The sequence below is a fragment of the Streptomyces sp. JJ38 genome (assembly GCF_019303475.1).
Lineage (GTDB): Bacteria > Actinomycetota > Actinomycetes > Streptomycetales > Streptomycetaceae > Streptomyces.
Map to the genome: position 1 here is coordinate 22,459 of NZ_JABLSI010000026.1, position 26,125 is coordinate 48,583.

Consider the following 26,125-nt stretch of genomic DNA (forward strand, 5'->3'; position numbering starts at 1 on the left):
ATGCCATGCGGGGCGCCCCCGTGGGCAGGGCGCGTCTCCTCCCGGATCCGGGAATGCGACATGCGCCACACGGCGTTACCCGGGGTGGTAGCGCCCTTAAGACCGAGGAGAGAACGTGTCCGAGAAGACGCCCGCCGACTTCTGGTTCGACCCGCTGTGCCCCTGGGCCTGGATCACGTCCCGCTGGATGCTGGAGGTGGAGCAGGTCCGTCCCGTCTCCGTCCGCTGGCACGTCATGAGCCTGGCCGTGCTCAACGAGAACAAGCTGGACGAACTGCCCGAGGGGTACCGGGAGCTCCTGAAGACGGCGTGGGGCCCGGTCCGCGTGTGCGTCGCGGCGGAGCAGAAGTACGGCTCGGAGGTGCTCGGCCAGCTCTACACCGCGCTGGGCACCCGGTTCCACGTACGGGGCGAGGAGCGCTCCGCCGAGACGGTCCGGGCGGCTCTGGCGGAGGCCGGGCTCGACCCCGAGCTGGCGCGGGCGATGGAGAGCGGCGAGTACGACGAGGCGCTGCGCGCGTCGCACGCCGAGGGCATCGGCCTCGTCGGCCAGGACGTGGGCACGCCGGTGATCGCCGTGCCCGGTGCGGAGGGGGAGCCGCTGGGCTTCTTCGGCCCCGTCGTGACGCCGGCGCCCAAGGGGGAGGCGGCGGGCCGGCTGTGGGACGGCACGCTGCTGGTGGCCTCCACGCCCGGCTTCTACGAGATCAAGCGCACCCGGGAAGCGGATCCGCGGTTCGACTGATCCGCACGGGGCACCGAAACGGGGTACCGAAACGGAGCGAACAGGGGCCTTCGCCGCGCGTCACGTCCACGCGGCGAAGGCCCCTTCACACCTGCCCGGTGAGCGGTGAGAAGACGATCACGAGGGCAGGAGCCGGTGTGCCGGTGCCTCAGGGCGCCAGCAGCAGGTTGTTGGCGCGCTCCTTGGCGGCCGTGTAGCGGGCGGCGACGTCCTGCCAGTTGACGACGCGCCACATGGCCTCGACGAAGTCGACCTTCTGGTTGCGGTACTGCAGGTAGAAGGCGTGCTCCCAGGCGTCGAAGACGAGGATCGGCACCGAGCCCTGGCCGACGTTGCCCTGGTGGTCGTAGACCTGCTCCACGATCAGCCGGCCCGTGACGGGTTCGTAGGCGAGCACGCCCCAGCCCGACCCCTGGGTGGTGGCCGCGGCCTTGGAGAGCTGGGCCTTGAACTTCGCGAAGGAGCCGAAGGACTCCGCGATCGCGTCGGCCAGCTCGCCCGTGCCGTCCTTGTCCAGCGGCTCGCCGCCGCCGTCACCCGTCATGTTCTGCCAGTAGATCGAGTGCAGGATGTGCCCGGACAGGTGGAAGGCCAGGTTCTTCTCCAGCCCGTTGATGCCGCCCCAGCTCTCCTTGTCGCGGGCCTCCGCGAGCTGTTCCAGGGTGTCGTTCGCGCCCTTCACGTAGGCGGCGTGGTGCTTGTCGTGGTGCAGCTCGATGATCTCACCGCTGATGACGGGCTCCAGCGCCGAGTAGTCATACGGGAGTTCCGGCAGTGTGTACAGCGTGCCCATGCTTAATCCCCTCGCACCGCTCTTGCATATGACTTGCAATTAGAGGTTAGCAGCGACAAACGGCGACAGGCGTCCGGGCATGCGCAAGGGCGGCCCCGTGGCGGGGCCGCCCTTGCGGAGAGGTGTGGGGTGTCGGCTCGGCTAGCTGTGCGTGGCCCGGGCCGCGAGGCGCTGCCGCGCCAGGCCCACGAGGGCCAGCGCGAGCGTCAGCCCGCCGGTGGAGGCGAGCTGCACCCGGGTCGAGCCGTCGCGCAGCATCAGCAGCAGGATGCCGACGATGGCGGCGAGCGCCACCCAGGTCAGCACCGGGAACGCCCACATGCGCACGACCAGCCGCTCGGGTGCCTCCCGCTCCAGCCTCCGGCGCGTGCGCAGTTGCGAGACCGCGATGAAGCCCCACACGACGAGCACCGCGGCGCCCACCATGTTGAGCAGCCACTGGAAGACCGTCTGGGGCCACCAGAAGCTCAGCAGCACGGCGAAGAAGCCGAACGCGGACGACGCGACCACCGCGTGTCGCGGCACGCCGCCGGAGATCCGCCCGAGGAACCGCGGGCCCTCGCCTCGGCGCACGAGCGAGTAGGCCATCCGGGAGGCCCCGTAGATGTTCGCGTTCATCGCCGACAGCAGCGCCACCAGCACGACGATCTTCATGACCTCACCGGCCGCCGGCACCCCGATGTGGTCCAGCACGGCCGCGTACGGGCCGCTGAGCAGCGACTCGTCGTCCCACGGGATGAGCGTGACGATGACGGCCATCGAGCCCACGTAGAACACGGCGATGCGCCACATCGCCGTCCGCACCGCCTTGGCGACGCCGCGCACCGGGTCCTTGGACTCGGCCGCCGCGATCGTCACCGTCTCCAGACCGCCGTAGGCGAACACCGAGGCGAGCAGGCCCACGATGAGGCCGTCCGTGCCCTGGGGGAGGAAGCCGCCGTTGCCGGTGAGGTTCGCCGTCCCCGGCGCGTCCGTCCCCGGCAGCAGCCCGAGGATCGCGGCCCCGCCGATCAGCAGGAACGCCACGATCGCGAACACCTTCAGCGCGGCGAACCAGAACTCGTACTCGCCGAAGTTCCGTACCGAGGCCAGGTTCGTCGTGCAGAAGACGGCCATGAACAGGGCCACCCACATCCACATCTCGGTGCCCGGCAGCCAGGTGAGCATGATCTCCGCCGCCGCGATGGCCTCGGCGGCGACGGCGACGCACAGCAGCACCCAGAAGATCCAGCCGGCGGTGAAGCCCGCCCACGGGCCGAGCGCCCGCTCCGCGTGCACCGAGAAGGAGCCGGAGGCCGGGTGCGCGGCCGACATCTCGCCGAGCATGCGCATCACCAGCATGACCAGCAGCCCCGAGGCCGCGAACGCCAGCACGATCGCCGGACCCGCCGCGGCGATGCCCTTCCCGGAGCCGACGAACAGCCCGGCGCCGATGACCCCGCCCAGGGCGATCATCGACAGGTGGCGCTGCTTCAGACCGTGCGAGAGGGAGCCGGGTGCCTCGGTGCCGTCCGCCACGGGCGCGGACTGCGCGCGGGCGGAGGCCTCTTGGGTGGGGGAGGAAGCCATGGGGGTCCAATGGGGGGTGGGGGGACGGACGGGAGCCCGACGGAATGGTGCATTCCGGAGCCTGGTCAGTGTGAGGGACTTCTCAACCGCGCTTCAATGGCGCAGATCACTGTCCGCTGAACGGACGGCGCGAGATGACCGGGATGGCGTGCGAACCGGATAACTGTAGCGGCCAATTACTGTCGCCAACGTCACCGTACGCGCCCGGAACACTTCGGATAGCGTCGACGCGTCCCCTCCGTCCCCCTCGTACCAGGAGGCTCACGATGAGCACCGCCGCAGCGGGCCCGCGCCCCGGCGCCGTTCTCGCCGACGTCCTGCCCGCCACCACGCTCAGCCGCTCCGTCGCCCGCGACGCCGCCCTGATCCTCGGTGGCGCCGCGCTCACCGGCCTCGCCGCACAGCTCGCCGTCCCCCTCCCCGGCACGCCCGTCCCCGTCACCGGGCAGACCTTCGCGGCCCTCCTCGTCGGCGCCGGGCTCGGCGCCCAGCGCGCCCTGCTCTCCATCGGCCTGTACGTCCTCGCGGGCACCGCCGGGGTGCCGTGGTTCACCGAGGGCGGCCACGGCGCGGCCATGCCCTCCTTCGGCTACCTCCTCGGCATGCTGCTCGCGGCCGTCGTCGTCGGCGCCCTCGCCCGGAGGGGCGGCGACCGCGGAGTGCTGCGCACGGCCGGCACGATGGTGGTCGGCAGCGCGATCATCTACGCCGTCGGCGTCCCCTACCTGGCCCTGGCCGCCGACTACTCGGCCGGGGAGGCGGTCGCCAAGGGCCTCGTGCCCTTCCTCGTCGGCGACGCGCTCAAGGCCGCGCTCGCGATGGCCGCCCTGCCCACCGCCTGGCGGCTGGTCGACCGCGGCGCCTGAGCCGGAACGCGCCACGAGACGAGGGAGCCCGGTACCACGCGGTACCGGGCTCCCTCGCGCGCGTGTGCGGCTCAGCCGGCCGGCAGCTGCGCGAGCTGTGCCTCGATCCGGGCGATGTCCGCCTCCGCCGTGTCCCGCCGGGTGCGGATCTTCTCGACGACGTGGTCCGGAGCCTTGCCGAGGAAGCCCTCGTTGCCCAGCTTCGCCGTCGTCTGCGCCAGCTCCTTGCGCGCCGCCTCCAGGTCCTTCGTCAGCCGACGCCGCTCGGCGGCGAAGTCGATCGCCCCGGACAGGTCGAGCGACACCGTGGCCCCGGCCACCGGGAGCGAGGCCGTGGCGGAGAACTCCGCGCCGGCCGGCTGGAGCCGCAGGAGCGCACGCATGGCCTCCTCGTGCGCGACCAGCGGCGTACCCGCCAACTCCAGCTTCGCCGGAACCCGCTGCCCCGGCTGGAGGCCCTGGTCCGCGCGGAACCGGCGGACCTCCGTGACGGCCTGCTGGAGCGTTCCGATCTCCCGCTCCGCCGCCTCGTCCCGGAAGCCGCTGTCGGACGGCCAGTCCGCGACGACGAGCGACTCGCCGCCGGTCAGCGTCGTCCACAGCGTCTCCGTGACGAACGGGACGACGGGGTGCAGCAGCCGCAGCATGACGTCCAGCACCTCGCCCAGGACCCGCCCGGACACCTCGGCGGCCCGGCCGCCCGCGGCGAACGTCGTCTTGGACAGCTCGACGTACCAGTCGAAGACCTCGTCCCAGGCGAAGTGGTACAGCCCGTCGGAGAGCTTGGCGAACTGGTAGTCGTCGTAGAACGCGTCCGTCTCCGCGACGACCGTGTTCAGCCGGGAGAGGATCCACCGGTCGGCGGCCGACATCTCCGCGGCGTCCGGCAGCGGGCCCTCGACCGTGGCGCCGTTCATGAGCGCGAACCGGGTGGCGTTCCAGATCTTGTTGCAGAAGTTCCGGGACGCCTGCACCCAGTCCTCGCCGATCGGCACGTCCACACCCGGGTTGGCCCCGCGGGCGAGGGTGAACCGCAGCGCGTCGGAGCCGTAGGTGTCCATCCAGTCCAGCGGATTGACCGCGTTGCCGAAGGACTTGGACATCTTCTTGCCGAACTGGTCGCGCACCATGCCGTGCAGGGCGATCGTGTGGAACGGCGGGGTGCCGTCCATCGCGTACAGACCGAACATCATCATCCGGGCGACCCAGAAGAAGAGGATGTCGTAGCCCGTGACCAGAACGGAGTTCGGATAGAACTTCTCCAGGCTCTCCGTCTTCTCCGGCCAGCCCAGCGTGGAGAACGGCCACAGCCCGGAGGAGAACCAGGTGTCCAGGACGTCGGTCTCCTGGTGCCAGCCCTCGCCCGTCGGCGGCTCCTCGTCAGGCCCGACGCAGACCGTCTCGCCGTTGGGTCCGTACCAGACCGGAATGCGGTGCCCCCACCACAACTGCCGCGAGATGCACCAGTCGAGCAGGTTGTCCACCCAGCCGAAGTACCGGGACTCCATCTCCTTCGGGTGGATCGCCACCCGGCCGTCGCGCACCGCGTCCCCGGCCGCCTGCGCCAGCGGGCCGACCTTGACCCACCACTGCATCGACAGCCGCGGCTCGATCGTCGTCTTGCAGCGCGAGCAGTGCCCGACCGAGTGCTGGTACGGGCGCTTCTCCGCGACGATCCGGCCCTCCGCTCGCAGGGCGCCGACGACGGCCGAGCGGGCCTCCAGCCGGTCCAGCCCCAGGAACGGGCCGTGCGCGGTGATGACCGCGTGCTCGTCCATGATCGTCAGGCTCGGCAGGCCGTGCCGCTGGCCGATCTCGAAGTCGTTCGGGTCGTGCGCGGGCGTCACCTTGACGGCACCGCTGCCGAACTCCGGGTCCACGTGCTCGTCCGCGACGACCGGGATGGACCGGTCCGTCAGCGGCAGCCTGATCTCCCGGCCCACCAGGTGCCGGTAGCGCTCGTCGTCCGGGTGGACGGCGACGGCCGTGTCACCGAGCATCGTCTCCGCCCGGGTCGTCGCGACGACGATCGAGTCCTCGCCCTCGCCGTACCGGATCGAGACCAACTCGCCGTCCTGGTCCGCGTACTCCACCTCGATGTCCGAGATCGCGGTGAGGCAGCGCGGGCACCAGTTGATGATCCGCTCGGCCCGGTAGATCAGGCCGTCGTCGTAGAGGCGCTTGAAAATGGTCTGGACGGCCTTGGACAGGCCCTCGTCCATCGTGAAGCGCTCCCGCGACCAGGCGACACCGTCGCCCAGGCGGCGCATCTGCCCGGAGATCTGGCCGCCGGACTCCGCCTTCCACCGCCAGACCCGCTCGGTGAACGCCTCCCGGCCCAGGTCGTGCCGGGACTTGCCCTCCTTGGCCAGCTCCCGCTCGACCACGTTCTGCGTGGCGATGCCCGCGTGGTCCATGCCCGGCTGCCACAGCGTCTCGAAGCCCTGCATGCGCTTGCGTCGCGTGAGGGCGTCGATCAGCGTGTGCTCGAAGGCGTGCCCGAGGTGCAGACTGCCGGTGACGTTCGGCGGCGGGATGACGACGGCGAACGGCGGCTTCTCGCTCTTCGCGTCCGCCTCGAAGTAACCCCGCTCTACCCAGCGCTCGTACAGCTCTCCTTCTACCTCGGCCGGCGCGTACTGGGTCGGCAGATCGGCAGGTGCGCTGTGGGGGCCCTGGGGGCCGTGCTGAGTTTCGGTCACGGCGGCCAGTCTACGGCTGCGTATGTCGTGGTCTCGAACCGGTTTGGAGCCCCGGTTCGGTGTGCTCCGGTCCAGCCGCGATGATGTACGGACCGCGTACGCACGTGCGGTCCGCACGTCCAGGGGAGGAACCACTGTGAGCCAGAACGAGCCGACGCCGGAGAAGCCGCCCGAGCCGCCGGCCCCCGGTCCTGCCACGCCGCCGCCCTCGGAGCCGGCCGTTCCGCCGGCCCCGCCCGGCTACGTCCCGGCCCCGCAGCCCCCGGCCTCCTCCGGCGGCAAGGGCAAGGTCATCGGTATCGCGGCCGGCGCCCTCGCGCTCGTCGCGGCCGTGGTCGTGGGCGTCCTGCTGCTCACCGGCGGCGAGGACGACACCGAGGCCGGCGGCGACCGCAGGGACAGCTCGGACACCGGCGGCAAGGGCGACGAGAAGAACGAGGACAAGCCCGACAACCCGGGGGAGACCGACGGGCTTGAGGACGGCCCCGACCCCGACGAGCCGAAGCCCGAGGACGACCCCGCCGTCCCGCCGGCCGACGGCACGCCCTACAAGCTGGTCCTGCCCCAGAAGGTGCTCGGCGAGTACAGCCTGATGCAGGACGAGAGCGCGTTCGACGCGGAAGACGAGGACTTCCAGGAGGCCGTCGACGCCATGCGGGTCGAGGACGGCGAAGGCGTCCAGGGCATGTACTCCACCGTGGACGTGAACGACCCCTCCGCGTTCGAGGACCCGACCGCGCTCGAGGACATGAGGATGCTCATGGTCTTCGGCTCCTGGGGCTCGGTCGCGGACCCGGAGGCCTCGGTGGACGGCTTCTTCGACGAGATGAAGCGGCAGGTGACGGCGGACGGCGAGGCGGACACCCTGGTGGGTGAGCCCCGTGCCGTGCAGCCCGGGGGCCTTGACGGCGCGGTTATGAAGTGCCAGGTCATGCGCAACGAGGGGTCTGAGGAAGACACCCAGGACATCCCGCTGTGTGCTTGGGCCGACAGCAGCACGGTGGTCGTGTCCATGCCGATCAAGGCGCAGGGATCGATCAGTGTCCAGGACGGAGCGCAGATCGCGGCGGGCCTCCGTGCGGAGCTCCGCGTCAAGGTGGAGTGACCGCCCTGCCGCACCCGGGCGGAACCGCTCCAGAGGTAAGGGTTCTGGAGCGGTTCCCTTATCGGATGCGGGACTTCCGGCACGTCTCGGCCAGGATGTGAGGAACGCGTCAATGCATGCGTGAAGCATGCGCACGGAGGGAAGCGTTGTGAGTTACCACCAGCCGCCGCCGCAGGGCCCGTACGGTCAGCAGCCCCAGCAGCCGGGCCCCTACGGGGCCCCCGCGCCCCAACAGCACTACGGGCAGCCCGGCGGCGCTCAGCCCGGCTACGGGTACCCGGGGCAGCAGCCCCCGCCCCAGCCGGGCTACGGCTACCCGGGTCAGCCCGGCCAGCCTGCACCCGCTGCCCCGCCGTACGGTCAGCCGCAGCAGCCCGGCGGCTACGTCCCGCCGCCCCCGCCCCCCAAGAGGAACACCGGCAAGGTCGTCGGCCTGGCTCTCGGCGCCGTCGTTCTCGTCGGCGCCCTCGTCGGCGGCTTCATCTTCCTCATGGGCGACGACGGCGGAGCGGGCGAGGCGGCCGACGACGGCCCGCACAAGCTGGTCGCCCCGGAGGCCGTCGACGCGTACGAGCTGCAGGACGGCGGCGGCGGTCTCATGGGGGAGAACGACTTCGAGGACATGCTGGACACCCTCGGCATCCCCGACGCCGAGTCGGTCGAGGGCGAGTACAACACCGTGGACACGAGCAACCCCGACTCGCTCAACGAGGGCAGCCTCGCCACGATGAAGATCGCCTCGTTCTCCGGCCTCTACGGTTCCGTGGAGAACCCCGAGCGGGCCGTGGACGACTTCTTCAGCGCGATGCGGGGGCAGGCGTCCAAGGACCCCGAGAAGGGCGAACTCGTGGGCGACCCCCAGGGCGTCACCCCCGACGGGGCTGACGGCGCGGTCATGAAGTGCCAGGAGTTCCGGGTCAAGGCCAGCGCGGACGTGCCCAGGGACATGAGCACCGCGGTGTGCATGTGGGCCGACTACAGCACCGTGGGCATGGTGCTGCCCGTGAACCCCATCGGCTCCACGTCCGTCGACGACGCCGCGAGCATCACGGGGAAGTTCCGCAAGGAGGCCCGCGTCCCGCTCGGGTGACGGCGGAACAGACGCTCGACGGCGTGGGGCGGGCCAGGGGTTCCGGGCCCGCCCCACGCGTACGGGTACGGGATGTGACGCGGCGGGCGCGTTCCGCGAAGATGGACCCACGCGTCAGCGCATGTACACGGCATGCGCGGGGAGGGGAGCGTCATGAGCCAGCACCATCCGCCGCCACAGGGGCCGTACGGGCCGCCGCCGCAGCCGAACCCCTACGGCGCCCCGCAGCCGCCGCCGCAGCCCTACGGGCAGCAGCATCCCGGGCAGCCGTATCCGCCGCCGCAGGGTCCCGGGCAGCAACCGGGCTACGGGTATGGCGGCCAGCCCGCCGGGTACCCGGGACAGGCCGCTCAGCCGCTCCACGGCGTCCACCCCGGCTACCAGACGGGCGGGTATCCGCCCCCGGAGCCCCGGCGCGGCGGCGCGGGGAAGGCGATCGCGCTGACGGTGGGCGCGCTCGTCGTGGTCGGTGCCGTCATCGGCGGCATCGTGTTCCTGACCGGCGGCGGTGACGGCGGCGGGGCCGACATCGCCGACGACGGCCCGCACCGGCTCGTCGCGCCCGAGAGCGTGGGGGACTATCGGCTCTCGGAGGACGAGGACGCCGCTGCGGAAGCCGGTACCGAGGACGAGAAGTTCATGGCCGTCATGCAGAGCCTCGGGGTCTCGGACGGCACTTCGGTGCGCGGGACGTACGGCACCCTGAGCGAGGAGGACGCGGCCGAGCCGGGTGACTCCGCCTCGGACAACCCGCTGACCAGCATGAAGATGGCCTTCTTCGGTGGGGTCTGGGGCGAGGTGGACGACCCCGAGCGGGCCGTGGACGACTTCTTCCGCTTCGTCAGGAGCGAGGCGGCCAAGGACGAGGGCAGCACCACCGAGTTCGTCGGCGATCCGCGCGCGTTCACACCCGAGGGCTTCGAGGGCGCCGTGATGAAGTGTCAGGAGATCAGGGACGAGCAGGACGGCGTGAAGTTCGCGGCACCGCTGTGCGTCTGGGGGGACTACAGCACGGTGGGGATGGTCGTGCCCATCCCGGTGTTCGGCTCGATGTCCATTGAGGCGGGAGCCCAGCTCGCCGCCGACTTCCGCGCTGAGGCCCGCGTCGAGGTGGCGTAGCGCCTGTCGCGACGACGGCGGTGGGGCGGGCGGCGTGCTGCCCGCCCTACGCTGGGGCCCGTCGACCAGACCCGGTGCCGGGTGGCCCGCTGCCCTCCCGTTGACGGTCTCCGCTCACCGGGCCCCGCCGTCCGCGGCCTGACGTGCCGCAGAAAGCGTCCGTCGTGTTCCGTACCTATCTGCTGCCGATCGAAGCCGCCGTCTCGCTGTTCCCCCTCGTCACCGCGCTGATCATGGCCCCGGTCGCCGTCCGCGGCTACCGCAGGCGCGGTCGGGCCGGGGGCTGGCCGGTCCTGGTCTTCTACAGCTTCGTCTTCTACCTGATCGCAGCACTGCTGCAGACGGTCATGCCGCTGCCGGTCGACACGGACGGATTCTGCTCCACCGCCCGGTACGCGGAGCACCCGCAGCTGGAACCGTTCGCCTTCTACACCAGCATCTCCCTGGCCTCGGGAGGAGACTGGTCACCCGCCACCCTGCTCACCCTCGTGCCCACGTGGACCAGCCTGCTCAACGCCGTCCTGCTCCTCCCCCTGGGCGTGTACCTGCGCTACCACCTGCGGCAGGGCCTGCTGTCGACCGGTGTACTGGCCTTCGCCACCTCACTGTTCTTCGAGACCACGCAGTACACCGGGCTGTGGTTCGTCTACGCCTGTCCCTACCGCCAGTTCAACGTGGACGACCTCATCCTCAACACCGGGGGAGCGGTCGTCGGCTGGCTGCTGGCGGGACCCTTGGTCCGGGTACTCCCCGTCAACGATCCGGAGCGCGAACGTGCCCGGTACGGGCTCCGGGTCACCTTCCCCCGGCGTGCCATGGCGTTCCTGGCCGACCTGGCGGGCTGGCTTGTCACATGGACGCTGGCCGCGGGACTGCTGGCCGTCGCCACCGACCCGGCGACCGGCCGCGCGTACGCCTTCGCGATCGGCACCGGTCTCGGCCTGTTCTGGTTCTGGCTGGTGCCCCTTGCCTTCGCATCCACCCTGGGGAAGCGCGCTGTGCTGCTGCGTGTCGCCCGCCCGGATGGCACCCGGCCCGGCGCGCTGCGCGTCACCGTGCGCACCTGGTGTCTCCACGCTCCACTGGCGCTGGCATGGCTGGCCCTGGCGGAGCGCACGGGAGCACTCGACACGCCGGAGCCGGCCGGGGCCCTCCTCCCGTACGTCGCGGCGGTCTCCGCCGTCGTCGTGTGGGGCTGGTCGTCTCTGGCGGTCCTGCTGCGTCGCGACGGCCGGGCTCCCTACGAGCGCTGGTCCGGCACGGTCAACATCGCCATCCCCAGCAGGGGGGACCGACGTCCGGCCGCTGACCGCGACCGGGAGCGCGATCCGGCCGACAGCACGGCCGGCTAGGAGACACGGTGCCGACGGCGGTCCCGGGAAACCTCCGCGGGGGGCCCGGGGGGCCCGGGGGGCCGCCGCCGCGGCCCGCTGAGCCGCGCGGAGACGCGGCTCAGCGCCTGCACCGGGTGGCTAGGCCGACTTCTCGCGGGGGCCGGACTCGTTGCCGCGGTGGCGCGGCACCAGCGTGGGGTTCACGTTCGAGTGGACGACGTCCGCGGTGATGACGACGCGGGCCACGTCCTTGCGGGAGGGCACCTCGTACATCACGGACATCAGGACCTCTTCCATGATGGCCCGCAGCCCGCGTGCCCCGGTGCCGCGCAGGATCGCCTGGTCCGCGATGGCCTCCAGCGCCGGGCGGTCGAACTCCAGCTCCACGCCGTCGAGTTCGAACAGGCGCTGGTACTGCTTGATGAGCGCGTTGCGCGGCTCGATGAGAATCTTGAGCAGCGCCTCGCGGTCGAGGTTGTGCACCGAGGTGATGACCGGGAGACGTCCGATGAACTCGGGAATCATCCCGAACTTCACCAGGTCCTCCGGCATCACCTCCTCGAAGTGGTTCGCCGACTCGATCTCGCGCTTGGAGCGGATCGTCGCGCCGAAGCCGATGCCCTTCGCGCCCGCCCGCGCCTCGATGATCTTCTCCAGCCCGGCGAACGCGCCGCCCACGATGAACAGCACGTTCGTCGTGTCGATCTGGATGAACTCCTGATGGGGATGCTTCCGGCCGCCCTGCGGCGGCACCGAGGCCGTCGTGCCCTCCAGGATCTTCAGCAGCGCCTGCTGCACGCCCTCGCCCGAGACGTCCCGGGTGATCGAGGGGTTCTCACTCTTCCGGGCGACCTTGTCGATCTCGTCGATGTAGATGATCCCGGTCTCGGCCTTCTTGACGTCGTAGTCGGCCGCCTGGATCAGCTTGAGCAGGATGTTCTCGACGTCCTCGCCGACGTACCCGGCCTCCGTCAGCGCCGTGGCGTCGGCGATGGCGAACGGGACGTTCAGCATGCGGGCGAGTGTCTGTGCGAGCAGTGTCTTGCCCGAACCGGTGGGGCCGAGCAGCAGGATGTTGGACTTGGCCAGCTCGATGCCGTCGTCCCGGCCCTGCGGCCCGCCGTTCTCCCCGGCCTGCACCCGCTTGTAGTGGTTGTAGACGGCGACGGAGAGCGCCTTCTTCGCGGCCTCCTGGCCGACCACGTAGCCCTCGAGGAACTCGTAGATCTCCCGGGGCTTGGGCAGCTCGTCCCAGCGCACCTCGGAGGACTCGGCGAGTTCCTCCTCGATGATCTCGTTACAGAGGTCGATGCACTCGTCGCAGATGTACACACCAGGGCCCGCGATGAGCTTCTTCACCTGCTTCTGGCTCTTGCCGCAGAACGAGCACTTGAGCAGATCGCCGCCATCACCGATGCGTGCCACGAGGTGCTTCCCCTTCGCCTGTCACCGCCGGGGCCCCGGCGATTCCTGGTCCTTGCTCTTCGAAGGTACCTTGCCCAGGCCCTCGAATGGGCCCCCCTTGGCAACGATGAAGCCCAAGGGGGGCACCCTGGTACCGAGTGAGCGGGCGGATCAGCCCGCCAGCCCGACCGAGCTCTTGCGGGTCGAGACGATCTGGTCCACCAGACCGTACGCGAGTGCCTCCTCCGCGGTGAGGATCTTGTCGCGCTCGATGTCGTCGCGAATCTGCTCGATCGCCTTCGTGGAGTGCTTCGCGAGCATCTCCTCCAGCTGCGTCCGCATGCGCTGGATCTCGTTCGCGGCGATCTCCAGGTCGGAGACCTGGCCGCGGCCCGTCTCGCTGTACGGCTGGTGGATCAGGATACGGGCGTTGGGCAGCGCCATCCGCTTGCCGGGCGTGCCGGCGGCCAGCAGGACGGCGGCGGCGGAGGCCGCCTGGCCCATGCACACGGTCTGCACGTCGGGCTTCACGAACTGCATCGTGTCGTAGATGGCCGTCAGCGCGGTGAACGAGCCGCCGGGGGAGTTGATGTAGATCGAGATGTCGCGGTCCGGGTCCATCGACTCCAGGCACAGGAGCTGCGCCATGACGTCGTTGGCGGAGGCGTCGTCGATCTGCACGCCGAGGAAGATCACCCGCTCCTCGAAGAGCTTCGCGTACGGGTCGTACTCGCGTACGCCCTGCGAGGTGCGCTCGACGAAGCGGGGCACGACGTAGCGGGCATCGGGGGAGGGGCCGGAGTAGCGGCCGTCGGGACGCTCGTAGAGACCGGCGCCGGGGAAGTTGTTCATCGGGTGTCCACCGTCCTGGTGATCCTCGTGAGGAGGGGGGAGGCTGCGAGTTGCGGGAAAGCCCTGCGGGGGCGGTGAACGGCGCTCAGGCGCCCGTCCCACCGCCGCCGGGAATGTCGGCCGCGGACCCGATCACGGCGTCCAGCAGGCCGTACTCGCGGGCCTCCTCGGCGCTGAACCAGCGGTCCCGGTCCGCGTCGCGGTTCCACTGCTCGACCGTCTGGCCGGTGTGCTGGGCCGAGAGCGTGGCCATCTTCTTCTTGGTGCGCAGGAGCTGCTCGGCGTGGATCTTGATGTCCGAGGCCGAACCCGCGAGACCCGCGGACGGCTGGTGGATCAGGATCTCGGCGTTCGGCAGGGCGAAGCGCTTGCCCGGGGCACCCGCGCTCAGCAGGAACTGGCCCATCGAGGCGGCGAGGCCCATCGCGATCGTCACCACGTCGTTCTTGATGTACTGCATGGTGTCGTAGATCGCCATGCCGGCCGTGATCGAGCCGCCGGGGCTGTTGATGTAGAGGTAGATGTCCTTGTCCGGGTCGGCGGCAAGGAGCAGAAGCTGTGCGGTGATCTTGTTGGCGATCTCGTCGTCCACCGGCTGGCCGAGGAAGATGATCCGCTCGTTGAGCAGCCGGTTGTAGACCTGGTCGCCGAGCCCGCCACCGAAGTTGGGCTCACCGGCGGCGGAAGGCATCGGAAGCGTCACGTGTCCACCTGCTCGTGTCCGGACGGCTGGGCCGCCGATAAGGGCGCTCCATGTGCCGTCACTAGCGTCTTCGTGTACATGGACCCTAACGCGCTGGTCCCGCACCGCCATCCCGCTCTGAGAACTGTTCGCTGTGAGCGCAGGCTGCGTTCCGGCAGGTCGGGCGGGGAAGGGCGGGGTCGTTGCGCCGTACGCGAACGGGCCCGTGCGCGCTCGTGCACACGGGCCCGTTCGCCGGGTCCCAACAGGGCCGGTCAGCCCTCGTTCTTCTCCTCGTCGGCCTTCTCCTCGGCCTTCTCGGAGGCGGTCTCGGCGGACTCCTCGGCGGACGCCTCGACCGTCTCGGCCGTCTCGTCCTCCTCGTCCAGCTCCACGACCTCGCCGTTGCTGTCCTTCACGGTGACGGACTCGACGACCAGGGCCAGCGCCTTGCCGCGGGCGACCTCGCCGACGAGCATCGGCACCTGGCCGCCCTCGACGACGGCCTGGGCGAAGGCGTCGGGGGTCATGCCGGAGGACTGCGCACGCCGCATGAGGTGCTCGGTGAGCTCCTCCTGGCTGACGTTCAGCTTCTCCTTGGACACCAGCTCGTCCAGGACGAACTGGGTCTTGATGCCCTTGACCGCCTGCTCCCTGAGCTCCTCGTCGAACTCCTCCTCGCTCTTCTCCTGGAGCTTGAGGTAGGTCGCGAGGTCCATGCCCATCTGGCCGAGCTGGTGGTTGACCAGGTTGTGCTTGCGGGTGTTGATCTCGTCCTCGAGGAGCTTGTCGGGGACGGGCACCTCGACCAGGCCGATCAGCTCGTCCAGCACCTTCTGCTGGGCCTCGGTCGCCTGGTCGTACTTCTTGCCCTGCTCCAGCCGCTTGCGGCTGTCCTCGCGCAGCTCGGCGATGGTGTCGAACTGGCTGGCGAGCTGGGCGAAGTCGTCGTCCAGCTCGGGCAGCTCACGGGCCGAGACGGTCTCGACGTCGACCTTGACCTCGGCCTCCTGGCCGGCCGCGGAGCCGCCCTTGAGGGTGGAGGTGAAGGTGGCGGTGCCGCCGGCCTCCAGGCCGGTGACCGCGGCGTCGATGCCCTCCAGCAGCTCACCGGAGCCGATGGTGTAGTCGATGCCCTTGGCCACGCCGTCCTCAAGCACCTCGCCGTCGACCTTGGCCTCCAGGTCGATCTTGACGACGTCGCCCTCGGCGGCGGCGCGCTCGACGGCGGAGGTGGATGCGAAGCGCTCGCGGAGCTGCTCGACGGCCTTGTCCACGTCCTCGTCGCTGACCTCGACGGCGTCGACGGTGACCTCGATACCCGAGTAGTCCGGGATCTCGATCTCGGGCCGGACGTCCACCTCGGCGGTGAAGGCCAGCACCTCGTTGTCCTTGAGCTCGGTGATGTCGACCTCGGGCTGGCCGAGCGGGCTCAGCTCACCCTCCTCGACGGCGCTCTGGTACAGCTTCGGCAGCGCGTCGTTGACGGCCTCCTCCAGCACCGCACCCCGGCCGAAACGCTGGTCGATCACCCGGGCCGGGACCTTGCCCTTACGGAAGCCGGGCACCGTGACCTGCTGGTTGATCTTCTTGTACGCCGCGTCGAGGCTGGGCTTGAGCTCCTCGAAGGGCACCTCGACAGTGAGCCGAACCCGGGTCGGGTTCAGGTTCTCCACGGCGCTCTTCACGGTCGGTCTCCTTGGGGCTGACTGCTCGGGATGGTCGTCCTCGGACGCGTTGCTGACCGCGTTCTTCGGACGCTCTGTGTACGTGCCGTCCGGACCGGCTCGCCCGGCCCGGCGTCACTCTGGCGCCCCGCATCCCGACGAGATTCCGGCGGGATGCCGACCAGGGCTGGTCAGGACCGGCTGGATCCGACTGGACCCGGCAGGCGGGGCATCCCGATGAGGAACACGGACACGACACAGGCACGCGCGTCTTCATACTACGTGGTCGGGGTGGCCGGATTCGAACCGACGACCTTCCGCTCCCAAAGCGGACGCGCTACCAAGCTGCGCCACACCCCGCCGGTGCGACACGTAGGGTACATGCCGTACGATGCACTGCGTGCCGCGCGGCGATCATCGGCTCGGGTCGGAAGACACGTCGACGACCTGCTCCATGACCGCTGACGAGGTGCTCGCGGGCGTAGCTCAATGGTAGAGCCCCAGTCTTCCAAACTGGCTACGCGGGTTCGATTCCCGTCGCCCGCTCGCGCTGCCGACAGCCCGGACCGTCATGGTCCGGGCTGTCGCCGTTTCTCCCGCCCGTCGCCTGTCAGAGCGTGATCGAGCTGATGGACTCCGCCAGTGAGTCCAGGAAGTTCTCGATGGTCGGCGCCATGCCGCTGGAGGCGAGGAAGAAGCCGAAGAGCGCGGCGACGATCGCCGGGCCCGTCTTGATGGAGCCGCCGCGGATCATCACCACGAGGACGACCGCGAGCAACACGACCACAGACAGCGAAATGGCCACAACAGATCACACCTTCGTTCGGAACGCCTCGCCGCCGGCCTGAGGGGTGGGCCCGCGCGCCCGCACCCTCGGCGGCACCCCCATCGTGCCACCAACCGGGTGACCGTAGGAGCCCGTTGGTGTGCCGTCGGTGTGAAGTCCGCTGTGACGGCGGGTTGCTGGACGCGGAGGCGGGTGCCGCATGTCACGCTCCAGGCAGTAAATCGGATCAAATGCCGTAAATCTGACCCTGTCGCGTCTCGATAGTCACCGTGTGAGCACGAAGTGAAGAATTTCCATGCACGGAGGCAACCTTGCATCCGCCATTTCCGTCTGAGTACTTTCACGCCTATGGTGCGGTGGATGTTTCACGCTGCTTCCCGGCGCTCGGCATCGCCGGCCGCCCTCCGCGAGACGCCTGACACGCCGTGGTCGACGGCCCCGGCCGAGCCCGCGCCCGCCGCGGGGAGCGAGCGCAGACCGGTCAAGCGTCGGGACCCGTTCCTCGACAACGCCAAGTTCCTGACGATCGTGCTCGTGGGCATGGGGCACGCCTGGGCTCCGCTGACGTCCGAGAGCCGGGCCGTCGCGGCGCTCTACATCGCGGTCTACGCCTTCCACATGCCGGCGTTCGCGCTGATCGCCGGCTACCTCTCCCGGAGCTTCCAGGGACGGCCCGAGCAGGTCAGGCGGCTGATCACCGGGGTTGCCGTGCCCTACGTGGTCTTCGAGGTCGTCTACACCCTCTTCATGCGCCAGCTCGGCGAGCCGGACCGGCCGCTGTCCCTCTTCAGCCCCGGGTACGCCCTGTGGTTCCTGTGCGCGCTGTTCGTCTGGCGGCTGAGCGCCCCCATCTGGCGGACCCTGCGCTGGCCGTTGCCCGTGGCGCTCGGAATCGCCGCAGCGGCCGCCGCGACGCCGGGTATCGGGGACGAGCTCAACCTGATGCGGGTTCTGCAGTTCCTGCCCTTCTTCGTGCTCGGCCTCCAGCTCCGGCCGGAGCACTTCGAGCTGGTCAAGCGACCGGGGGCGCGGGCGGTCGCCCTGCCCGTGCTGCTCGGCGCCGTCGCCGTCGCCTACTGGGCGGTGCCCCGGATGAACCACGAGTGGATGCTGCACAACCGCTCCGCCCAGGAGCTGGGCTCGCCCTGGTGGGTGGGGGTGGTGATGACGTTCGCCCTCTTCGGCTGCGCGGTGCTCCTGACCGCCTGCATGCTCGCCGTGACGCCGCGCAGGGCGGTGTGGTTCACGGCGCTGGGCGCCGGGACGATCTGCGGCTACCTCCTGCACGTCTACCCGATCCAGCTGGCCCGGCAGTTCGACTGGTACGCGTTCCCCGGCGCGGCCTCGCCGACCGGCTACGTCGTCATCACGCTGCTCGCCTTCGCGATGATGACGGTGCTGTGCACCCCGGCCGTCCACCGGGCGGTGCGGCCCCTCGTGGAGCCCAGGATGGCGTGGTTCTTCGACCGGAACCCCGCGCCACGTTCACCCGAAAGGGTGAGTGCCTCGGGGGCGCGCTGACCGCCGGTCAGTTCCGGCAGAGCAGCAGCAGGGCCCGGTCGTCGTTGACGTCCCGGGCCACCCGCTCGATCAGGTGCCACGCGGCGCCGCGGAACCCGGTGGCGATGTGGGTCTCCGCGGCGCCCGTCAGCCGGTCGATGCCCTCGGTCAGGTCCCGGTCGGCTGCCTCCACCAGGCCGTCGGTGAAGAGCATGAGGACGTCACCGCGGCGCAGCCGCCCCTTCACGGGGTGGAACTCGGCGCCGTCCAGCACACCCAGCAGCGGCCCGTCCGCGGCCTGCTCCTCCCACTTGCCCGACCCGGCGCTCAGCTGCATCGCCGGCAGGTGCCCGGCCGACATCAGCTCGAAGTCGCCGGTGTCCAGGTCGAGCACGAGGTGGACGGAGGTGGCGAAGCCCTCCTGCCACTCCTGACGCAGCAGGTAGGCGTTGGCGGCGGGCAGGAACCCCGGTGGCGGCAGGGAGCCCAGCAGGCCGCCGAAGGCCCCGGAGAGCTGGAGGGCGCGCGAGGCGGCGTCCATGCCCTTGCCGGAGACGTCGGTGAGGACGATCTCCAGGGTGCGACGGTTCGCCCCCGTGCGGGCGGCGACCACGAAGTCGCCGGAGAAGGACTGGCCCCCGGCCGGACGCAGGGACATCTCGCCGTGCCAGCCGCGCGGCAGCTTGGGCAGCCTGCTCTGCACGCCGAGACGTTCGCGCAGGTCGAAGAGCATGGTGCTGCCGCCGGTCCAGGGAACCCCGACGCGCATCCGGAACTGTGCGATCAGCAGTCCGGCCAGCCCGACCGCCGAGACCACGAGTACGCTGCCGGGCGTCACCCGGCCCGCGCCGTCGGTGTACGGGCCGAGCGCGACGGACTCGACGATGAGCGCCACCGCGGAGGCCGCGTACAGCGTCAGCAGGCTCACCGGGCGCAGCAGCAGCCCGCCCGCGATGACCGGCAGGACCAGCGTCTCCGGAGCCACCCACAGCGGCTGGACGACCGTGCCCCAGGTGAACAACGTCACGACGAGCAGGAGCACCCCGAAGACCAGCCAGTCCGAGCCGTGGCCGCGGAAGGAGTCGACGCCCGACCGGCGCAACCGCAGCCGGGCCCGGTGCCACGCCTTCCGGCCGCGGTCCACTCGGGCCGCCTGCCCAGCCGAACCGGTGCGACCTGCCATGGCTCGGGACCTTATCCGGGGTGTCCGGCCTGCGTCGATTCCCAACCTCAGTCCGAAGTATTCCTGTTCGAAAATCGGATGCTCGGATGGGAGCCGTTTGATAGGCAGGGGGCATGACGACTGAGGTCCGAGCGATGCGCTTCGACGAGTGGGACGCCTGGTTCGACACCGTGGCGCGGTCCTTCGGCGCGGACCCGGCGGAAGAGGAGGAGCGGCGCTCCTGGCGCAGCGTCCTGGAGGCCGAGCGGGCGCTGACAGCCGTGGACGGGACGGAGATCGTCGGCACCGCCACCAACTACAGCTTCCACCTGACGGTGCCGGGCGGCGCTTCCGTCCCCGCAGCGGCCCTCTCGGCCGTCGGTGTCGCCCCCACGCACCGGCGCCGCGGCGTCCTGACCGCCATGATGCGCCGCCAGCTCGACGACGTCCGGGCGGCCGGCGAGCCGCTGTCGATCCTCCGTGCCTCCGAGCCGGCGATCTACGGCCGGTTCGGCTACGGCGTGGCCAGCCGCTCCCTCGGCGCGACGGTCGACACCACACGGGTGAGCATCGCCGCCCCGCCCGGCACCGACGATGTCCGGCTGCGCCTGGCGGACCCGGAGAAGTCCCTGACGGACTGCGAGGCGCTCTACGCCCGCCAGGTGCCCGGCCGCCCCGGAATGCTGCGGCGCGTGTCCGCCGCGTGGGAGGGGCTCCAGACGTGGATCCGGCCCAGCGAGCGGGGCGGCTCCTCGCCCCTCCAGTGCGTGCTGGCCGAGCGTGGCGGCGAACTGGTCGGCTACGCCCGCTACACCGTCCGTCCGCGGTGGGAGGACGACGGGCCGCATGGCAGCGTCGGGCTGCGCGACCTGGAGGCCTCGGACCCGGCCGCGACGGCCGCCCTGTGGCGGTACCTGGCGGGGATCGACCTCACCGAGTCGATCGCGGTTCACGAGCGGCCCGTGGACGATCCGCTCCAGCATCTCGTCTCCGACCCGCGCCGCTGCCGGTTCCGGTTCATCGACCAGCTTCACCTCCGGCCCGTGGAGGTCGGCTCCGCCCTGGCCGCGCGGAGATACCGCGCCCCCCTCGACGTCGTCCTCGACGTCGAGGACGCGTTCTGCCCCTGGAACACCGGACGCTGGCGGCTGAGCGCCGACGAACGCGGCGCGGTGTGCGAGCGCACCGACGCCCCCGCCGAGCTCGCGCTGTCCGTGCGCGAGCTGGGCGCCGCCTATCTGGGCGGTGTGACGCTGGCCGAGCTGGCGGAGGCCGGGCTCGTGCGGGAGGAGCGGGCGGGGGCGCTCGCCGCGGCCTCGGTGGCGTTCGCCGGAACCCGGGCGCCCTGGGCGGCCTACGGCTTCTGACAGCCGGGGCACCAGAAGAGGTTGCGTCCGGCCAGCTCGGCCGTCTGGACGGGGGCCGCGCAGACGTGGCAGGGCAGGGCGGCCCGGCGGTAGACGTAGACCTCGCCCCCGTGGTCGTCGACGCGGGGCGGGCGCCCCATGGCCTCGGGAGTGTGCTCGGGACGGACGGTGTCGATGCGGCCCGTCCGCACGCCCTCGGGCATGAGGGCCACCAGGTCGTCCCACAGCCTTCGCCACAGCGTCGGCGTCAGCTCCCGCCCCGGCAGGTAGGGGTGGACGCCGTGCCGGAAGAGCACCTCGGCCCGGTAGACGTTGCCGACGCCCGCGACGATCTTCTGGTCCAGCAGCAGCGTGGCGATGGCCGTGCGGCTGCGGGCTATGCGCGCCCAGGCCCGCTGCGGGTCCGCGTCGGCGCGCAGCGGATCGGGGCCGAGCCGGGCGACGACGGCGGCCTTCTCCGCATCCGTGATCAGCTCGCACCGCGTCGGCCCCCGCAGGTCGGCGTAGGCCGCCTCGTCGGCGAGCCGCAGCCGGACGGTGGGCGGGGGCGCGGTGCCGGCCGGATCTCCGGGGGTACCGAAGAACACCTTGCCGAACAGGCCCAGGTGCACGTGCACCCAGCCCAGGCCCGGGCCGAAGCCCAGGAAGAGGTGCTTGCCGGTGGCGTCGGCGGAACACAGGGGGTGGCCGTCGAGGAGAGCGGCGGACCGGGCGAACGTGCCCTGCGGGCTGCTCGCCCGCACGGCACGGCCCGCGAAGCGGTCCCGGTAGTCGGCCGCCAGCCGGTGGATCGTGTGACCTTCGGGCATGCTCGGCTGCTGTGCTCCTCGGCGCTGCTCGGTGTTCCCCGGTGCTCCCGGCGTGCTCAGCCCTGCTGCGGGTGGTGCGCGGGGATCGGGGGCAGCTCGCGCGTCGTCTCGTAGTCGGCGAGCTGGTTGATGCGGCGCTCGTGCCGCTCGTCGCCGCTGAACGGCGTGCCGAGGAAGACCTCGACGAAGCGGGTGGCCTCCTCGGTGGAGTGCATCCGCCCGCCGATGCTGATCACGTTGGCGTTGTTGTGCTCCCGGCCCAGGGCGGCCGTCTGCTCGCTCCACGCGAGCACGGCCCGCACGCCGCGCACCTTGTTCGCCGCGATCTGCTCACCGTTGCCCGAGCCACCGACGACGACGCCCAGCGCGTCCGGGTCGGCGGCGGTGCGCTCGGCGGCGCGCAGGCAGAACGGGGGGTAGTCGTCGGCCGCGTCGTAGATGTGGGGGCCGCAGTCGACGGGCTCGTGCCCGTTGGCCTTCAGCCACTCCACCAGGTGGTTCTTCAGTTCGTAACCGGCGTGATCGGAGCCGAGGTAGACGCGCATGGGCAGGATTTTCGCACGGGACGGCGTCCCTCCGCGCTCCGGGGCGCCGCCCGCGCGGGGCGACGGTGCCGGGCGGCGGGGCACCCCCGCGCGGGGGCCGGGCGCCGCCCGCGCCCGGGCGGGACCGTGCTCCGTGGAGCAAGAGCCGCGCTCCGTAGACTGGCGGGGTGAGCGAGACCCCCGGCAACCCCGGCCCCCCAGGACACGCGGAAGGCGACCCGTTCGGGAGCGACCCGTTCGAGGAGTTCGAGGAGATCGTCGGGGAGGAGACCCAGCGCGATCCCGACCTCGCGGTGATCGAGGCGGGCAGCCGCACGCTGCGCACCCAGGCCGGTCCGCTCGCCGCCGCCGACGTGCCCACCCGCCCGGCCGACCCGGAGACCGACCGGGCGCTGCGCGAGGTGGAGGACGCGCTGCTCGGCCGCTGGCCGGAGACCCGGCTGGAGCCCAGCCTCGACCGCATCCGGGCGCTCATGGACGTCCTCGGCGAGCCCCAGCGCTCCTACCAGTCCGTGCACATCACCGGAACGAACGGCAAGACCAGCACCGCGCGCATGATCGACGCGCTGCTGCGCGCCTTCGAGCTGCGCACCGGCCGGTACAGCAGCCCGCACGTGCAGTCGATGACGGAGCGGATCTGTGTGGACGGCAGCCCGCTGTCCGCGGAGGCGTTCATCCACACCTACGAGGACGTCCAGCCGTTCATGGACCTGGTGGACGCCGCACAGGAGCACCGGCTGTCGTTCTTCGAGGCGCTGACGGGCATGGCCTACGCGGCGTTCGCCGACGCGCCCGTCGAGGTCGCCGTCGTCGAGGTCGGCATGGGCGGGAGCTGGGACGCGACCAACGTCATCGACGCGGCCGTCTCCGTCGTCACCCCGATCGCCCTCGACCACACCGACAAGCTGGGCGGCACGCCCGCCGAGATCGCCCGCGAGAAGTCCGGGATCATCGCCCCGGGCGCCACCCTCGTCATGGCGCAGCAGCCGGTCGAGGCCGCGGCCGTGCTGATGCGCCGGGCGGCCGAGCAGGGCGCGACCGTGGCCCGGGAGGGCCTGGAGTTCGGCGTGGTGAACCGGGAGGTCGCGGTCGGCGGGCAGCTGCTGACCCTGCGCGGCCTCGGCGGCGAGTACCCCGAGGTGTTCCTCCCGCTGCACGGCGCCCACATGGCCCACAACGCGGCCGTCGCCCTCGCCGCCGTCGAGGCGTTCTTCGGCGTCGGGGCGGAACAGGGGCGCAGCCTGGACATCGACACGATCCGCACGGCCTTCGCCGCCGTCACCTCGCCCGGCCGGCTCGAACTCGTCCGCGCCAGCCCCTCGGTGCTGCTGGACGCCGCCCACAACCCCGCCGGGGCCCGGGCGACGGCCGAGGCGGTCTCCGAGGCCTTCGGCTTCAGCCGGCTCGTCGGCGTCGTCGGGCCGAGCGGGGACAAGGACGTGCGCGGGGTGCTGGAGGCGCTCGAGCCGGTGCTCGCCGAGGTCGTCGTCACCCGGAACTCGACGCCGCGGGCGATGGACGTGGACGCGCTGGCCGCGCTGGCCGTCGAGGTGTTCGGCGAGGAGCGGGTGCAGGTCGAGCCGCGCCTCGACGACGCGCTGGAGGCCGCGATCACGCTGGCCGAGGAAGAGCACGAGTACGCGGGGGCCGGGGTGCTGGTGACCGGATCGGTGATCACGGTCGGCGAGGCCCGGCTGCTGCTCGGAAAGGACCGCTGATGCGAACGCTGTGCGCCTCCACCCTGATCGCGGAGTTCCTCGTCATCGGCTTCGCCGGCCTGGTGGCCATGCGGCTCACCGACTACTCCGCCACCGCGGTCTGGGTCGTCTCCGGTATCGCCATGGCCCTGTGTCTGCTGCTGTGCGGCATGCTGGGCAGGCCCGGCGGCCTCCAGCTCGGCTGGGTGCTCCAGTTCGGGCTGATCGCGAGCGGGTTCGTCGTCCCGACGATGTTCGTCCTCGGTGTCGTGTTCACCCTGCTGTGGTGGGGTTCGATCAAGGTCGGCTCCACGGTGGACCGCGCCAAGGCCGAACGCGCGGCCGCCTGAGCCCCGCCGACGGCCCGGCCGCGGCCCCCGCACGTCCCCCTGCGGGGCGCGGGGGGCTCGGCCGTTGTGTAGCCTCAGCGCGTCCGGGCGCGTCGGGCGCCGGTTTCCACGGCCTCGCCTGGGAACTCCTTCCGCCTGCCCGAACCTCCCGTCACCCCGGTGACCCGGACATCCGAAGACCTCCGAAAGCAAGGAGCGGCCCATGAGCCAGCGCACCCTCGTCCTCCTCAAGCCCGATGCGGTCCGGCGCGGCCTGGTGGGCGAGATCGTCGGCCGGATCGAAGCCAAGGCGGGTTGGACGATCACCGCGCTGGAGCTGCGGACCCTCGACCGGGCCACCCTGGAGCAGCACTACGCTGAGCACGAGGGGCGGCCGTTCTACCCGCCGCTGCTGGACTTCATGTCCTCGGGCCCGTCGGTCGTCATGGTCGTCGAGGGGGAGCGGGTCATCGAGGGCGTGCGTGCCCTGGCTGGCCCGACCGACCCGATCCAGGCCGCCCCGGGCTCCATTCGGGGGGACTTCGGGACAATTGTCCGGGAAAATCTCATTCACGCGTCGGATTCCGTCGAATCCGCCGAACGGGAGATGAAGATCTTCTATCCCGAGGCTGCCTGATTCGGTTTTCTGACGGCGCGTCAGACGGGTGCGGCCGGGCGCCGTACCCCGGGGGCGACCGGTCCGCCGGTCGCCTTCTGCATATCTTTCGGGTTCTGGGGGAACGAATCACCCAGACGCGACGTCATCAGGGGTAGGACCGGTCGTCGCCTGCACCACAATGGCGGAGGAACCCGCTCCTCGTCGTGCGCGTGAACGCGACTACGATGGAGGCTTCCGGAAGACCCTCCGCGATCCGCAGCTCTTCCTGCCCTTTTGCCTGCTCATCACTTCGCTCCTGCTGGAAGGCCAGACGTATCCTCATGGCGAACAACATGTCGTTCATCGGCCGTGACATGGCGATCGACCTCGGGACCGCGAATACGCTGGTGTATGTCAGAGGGCGCGGAATTGTCCTCAACGAACCCTCGGTCGTCGCCATCAACACCAACACCGGCGGCATTCTCGCCGTGGGTGCCGAAGCCAAGAAGATGATCGGGCGCACGCCGGGCAACATCGTCGCCGTCCGGCCGCTCAAGGACGGTGTGATCGCCGACTTCGAGATCACCGAACGGATGCTGCGGTACTTCATCCTGAAGGTGCATCGCCGCCGCTACCTCGCCCGGCCCCGCGTCGTGATCTGCGTGCCCTCGGGCATCACCGGCGTCGAGCGGCGGGCCGTCATCGAGGCGTCCACCCAGGCGGGCGCCCGGCAGGTCCACATCATCGAGGAGCCCATGGCCGCGGCCATCGGCTCCGGCCTCCCGGTGCACGAGGCCACCGGCAACATGGTCGTCGACATCGGCGGCGGCACCACCGAGGTCGCCGTCATCTCGCTCGGCGGCATCGTCACCGCCCAGTCGATCCGGGTCGCCGGTGACGAACTGGACAACGCGATCATCCAGTACGTCAAGAAGGAGTACAGCCTCCTCCTCGGCGAGCGCAGCGCGGAGTGGATCAAGATCACGATCGGTTCCGCCGCCGAGCTGGACGAGGACGAGCACACCGAGATCCGGGGCCGGGACCTGGTCAGCGGGCTGCCCAAGACGGTCGTGATCTCCGCAGGCGAGGTACGCAAGGCCATCGAGGAGCCGCTCAACTCCATCGTCGACGCCGTCAAGACGACCCTCGACAAGTGCCCCCCGGAGCTCTCCGGTGACGTCATGGACCGCGGCATCGTCCTCACCGGCGGCGGCGCGCTCCTGCGCGGCCTGGACGAGCGGCTCCGGCAGGAGACCGGCATGCCGATCCACATCGCCGAGGACCCGCTGGACTCCGTGGCCCTCGGCTCCGGCAAGTGCGTCGAGGAGTTCGAGGCCCTCCAGCAGGTCCTGGACGCGCAGCCGCGCAGGTGACCCGCGGGCGCCGCACCGAGGGCGTACGAC

Annotated in this window: 23 protein-coding genes and 2 tRNA genes; 13 read left to right on the forward strand and 12 right to left on the reverse strand. The window is 71.0% G+C overall.

From position 1 onward, the window contains the following. Positions 1-115: 115 nt before the first annotated feature. Positions 116-745, forward strand: a complete 630-nt coding sequence (locus HPT28_RS15875; protein ID WP_219091740.1) for a DsbA family protein — start codon at positions 116-118, stop codon at positions 743-745. 148 nt (positions 746-893) lie between these two features. Here the strand turns inward: HPT28_RS15875 and HPT28_RS15880 are convergent, their stop codons facing one another. Next, positions 894-1,538, reverse strand: coding sequence for a superoxide dismutase (locus tag HPT28_RS15880; RefSeq protein ID WP_219091741.1), 645 nt, complete (start codon positions 1,536-1,538; stop codon positions 894-896). A gap of 141 nt (positions 1,539-1,679) precedes the next feature. Next, entirely contained in the window at positions 1,680-3,107 is a 1,428-nt protein-coding gene (locus HPT28_RS15885; RefSeq protein ID WP_219091742.1) for an amino acid permease, read from the reverse strand. Positions 3,108-3,373: 266 nt separating this feature from the next. Between HPT28_RS15885 and HPT28_RS15890 the strand changes: the two genes are divergently transcribed. After that, positions 3,374-3,973, forward strand: a complete 600-nt coding sequence (locus HPT28_RS15890; RefSeq protein WP_219091743.1) for a biotin transporter BioY — start codon at positions 3,374-3,376, stop codon at positions 3,971-3,973. A gap of 71 nt (positions 3,974-4,044) precedes the next feature. On the opposite strand, the gene HPT28_RS15895 is transcribed toward HPT28_RS15890, so the two are convergent. Continuing rightward, positions 4,045-6,675: a valine--tRNA ligase gene (locus HPT28_RS15895; RefSeq protein WP_219091744.1), complete on the reverse strand. Its 2,631-nt coding sequence runs from the start codon at positions 6,673-6,675 to the stop codon at positions 4,045-4,047. A 136-nt stretch (positions 6,676-6,811) separates the two neighbouring features. On the opposite strand from HPT28_RS15895, the gene HPT28_RS15900 reads away from it, so the two are divergent. The 4 genes from HPT28_RS15900 (at position 6,812) to HPT28_RS15915 (ending at position 11,341) form a co-directional block, all read left to right on the forward strand. Then, entirely contained in the window at positions 6,812-7,780 is a 969-nt protein-coding gene (locus tag HPT28_RS15900; RefSeq protein WP_219091745.1) for a hypothetical protein, read from the forward strand. A 148-nt stretch (positions 7,781-7,928) separates the two neighbouring features. Then, on the forward strand, positions 7,929-8,870 hold the full coding sequence (locus HPT28_RS15905) for a hypothetical protein (protein ID WP_219091746.1): 942 nt from the start codon (positions 7,929-7,931) through the stop codon (positions 8,868-8,870). Between the two features lie 153 nt (positions 8,871-9,023). Further along, the gene (locus HPT28_RS15910; RefSeq protein ID WP_219091747.1) at positions 9,024-9,989 is read left to right on the forward strand and encodes a hypothetical protein; all 966 of its coding nucleotides are present in this window, start codon (positions 9,024-9,026) and stop codon (positions 9,987-9,989) included. A 143-nt stretch (positions 9,990-10,132) separates the two neighbouring features. Then, positions 10,133-11,341, forward strand: a complete 1,209-nt coding sequence (locus tag HPT28_RS15915; RefSeq protein WP_308119291.1) for a VanZ family protein — start codon at positions 10,133-10,135, stop codon at positions 11,339-11,341. Between the two features lie 120 nt (positions 11,342-11,461). On the opposite strand, the gene clpX is transcribed toward HPT28_RS15915, so the two are convergent. The 5 genes from clpX to HPT28_RS15940 all read right to left on the reverse strand — a co-directional run bounded on the left by clpX (position 11,462) and on the right by HPT28_RS15940 (position 16,288). Beyond that, complete coding sequence (gene clpX, locus HPT28_RS15920; protein WP_219091748.1) at positions 11,462-12,748, reverse strand: ATP-dependent Clp protease ATP-binding subunit ClpX; 1,287 nt, start codon at positions 12,746-12,748, stop codon at positions 11,462-11,464. 150 nt (positions 12,749-12,898) lie between these two features. Next, positions 12,899-13,579 (reverse strand): ATP-dependent Clp protease proteolytic subunit, encoded by a 681-nt coding sequence (locus HPT28_RS15925; RefSeq protein ID WP_219091749.1) that lies wholly within the window; start codon positions 13,577-13,579, stop codon positions 12,899-12,901. An 85-nt stretch (positions 13,580-13,664) separates the two neighbouring features. Further along, positions 13,665-14,270, reverse strand: a complete 606-nt coding sequence (locus HPT28_RS15930; RefSeq protein ID WP_219091777.1) for an ATP-dependent Clp protease proteolytic subunit — start codon at positions 14,268-14,270, stop codon at positions 13,665-13,667. A 266-nt stretch (positions 14,271-14,536) separates the two neighbouring features. Further along, positions 14,537-15,949, reverse strand: a complete 1,413-nt coding sequence (tig, locus tag HPT28_RS15935) for a trigger factor (protein ID WP_219091750.1) — start codon at positions 15,947-15,949, stop codon at positions 14,537-14,539. Positions 15,950-16,211: 262 nt separating this feature from the next. Next, positions 16,212-16,288 (reverse strand) — tRNA-Pro (locus tag HPT28_RS15940). 115 nt (positions 16,289-16,403) lie between these two features. Here HPT28_RS15940 and HPT28_RS15945 point away from each other — a divergent pair. Then, positions 16,404-16,474: transfer RNA gene (locus tag HPT28_RS15945), tRNA-Gly, on the forward strand. 64 nt (positions 16,475-16,538) lie between these two features. Here HPT28_RS15945 and HPT28_RS15950 read toward each other — a convergent pair. After that, positions 16,539-16,733, reverse strand: coding sequence for a hypothetical protein (locus HPT28_RS15950; RefSeq protein WP_219091751.1), 195 nt, complete (start codon positions 16,731-16,733; stop codon positions 16,539-16,541). Between the two features lie 342 nt (positions 16,734-17,075). Here HPT28_RS15950 and HPT28_RS15955 point away from each other — a divergent pair, with 342 nt between their 5' ends. Next, positions 17,076-18,236, forward strand: coding sequence for an acyltransferase family protein (locus HPT28_RS15955; RefSeq protein ID WP_257578709.1), 1,161 nt, complete (start codon positions 17,076-17,078; stop codon positions 18,234-18,236). A gap of 7 nt (positions 18,237-18,243) precedes the next feature. Here HPT28_RS15955 and HPT28_RS15960 read toward each other — a convergent pair whose 3' ends face one another. Next, positions 18,244-19,398: a PP2C family protein-serine/threonine phosphatase gene (locus HPT28_RS15960; RefSeq protein WP_219091753.1), complete on the reverse strand. Its 1,155-nt coding sequence runs from the start codon at positions 19,396-19,398 to the stop codon at positions 18,244-18,246. 113 nt (positions 19,399-19,511) lie between these two features. On the opposite strand from HPT28_RS15960, the gene HPT28_RS15965 reads away from it, so the two are divergent. Then, the gene (locus HPT28_RS15965; protein ID WP_219091754.1) at positions 19,512-20,744 is read left to right on the forward strand and encodes a GNAT family N-acetyltransferase; all 1,233 of its coding nucleotides are present in this window, start codon (positions 19,512-19,514) and stop codon (positions 20,742-20,744) included. Here the strand turns inward: HPT28_RS15965 and HPT28_RS15970 are convergent. Together HPT28_RS15970 and HPT28_RS15975 are read right to left on the reverse strand one after the other, a co-directional pair. Further along, the gene (locus HPT28_RS15970; RefSeq protein ID WP_219091755.1) at positions 20,732-21,553 is read right to left on the reverse strand and encodes an Fpg/Nei family DNA glycosylase; all 822 of its coding nucleotides are present in this window, start codon (positions 21,551-21,553) and stop codon (positions 20,732-20,734) included. The two genes, HPT28_RS15965 and HPT28_RS15970, sit on opposite strands and share 13 nt — an antisense overlap. A 56-nt stretch (positions 21,554-21,609) precedes the next feature. Then, a complete protein-coding gene (locus tag HPT28_RS15975) occupies positions 21,610-22,098 on the reverse strand; it encodes a ribose-5-phosphate isomerase (RefSeq protein ID WP_219091756.1) in 489 nt (162 codons plus the stop codon). Between the two features lie 167 nt (positions 22,099-22,265). Between HPT28_RS15975 and HPT28_RS15980 the strand changes: the two genes are divergently transcribed. From HPT28_RS15980 to HPT28_RS15995, 4 genes are all read left to right on the forward strand, one after another. After that, on the forward strand, positions 22,266-23,816 hold the full coding sequence (locus HPT28_RS15980; RefSeq protein WP_219091757.1) for a folylpolyglutamate synthase/dihydrofolate synthase family protein: 1,551 nt from the start codon (positions 22,266-22,268) through the stop codon (positions 23,814-23,816). After that, positions 23,816-24,145 (forward strand): DUF4233 domain-containing protein, encoded by a 330-nt coding sequence (locus HPT28_RS15985; RefSeq protein ID WP_219091758.1) that lies wholly within the window; start codon positions 23,816-23,818, stop codon positions 24,143-24,145. The genes HPT28_RS15980 and HPT28_RS15985 overlap by 1 nt, the downstream gene beginning before the upstream one ends. Positions 24,146-24,347: 202 nt before the next feature. Continuing rightward, positions 24,348-24,761 (forward strand): nucleoside-diphosphate kinase, encoded by a 414-nt coding sequence (gene ndk, locus HPT28_RS15990; protein WP_219091759.1) that lies wholly within the window; start codon positions 24,348-24,350, stop codon positions 24,759-24,761. A gap of 314 nt (positions 24,762-25,075) precedes the next feature. Beyond that, on the forward strand, positions 25,076-26,095 hold the full coding sequence (locus HPT28_RS15995; protein WP_219091778.1) for a rod shape-determining protein: 1,020 nt from the start codon (positions 25,076-25,078) through the stop codon (positions 26,093-26,095). The last annotated feature ends 30 nt before the right edge of the window (positions 26,096-26,125 follow it).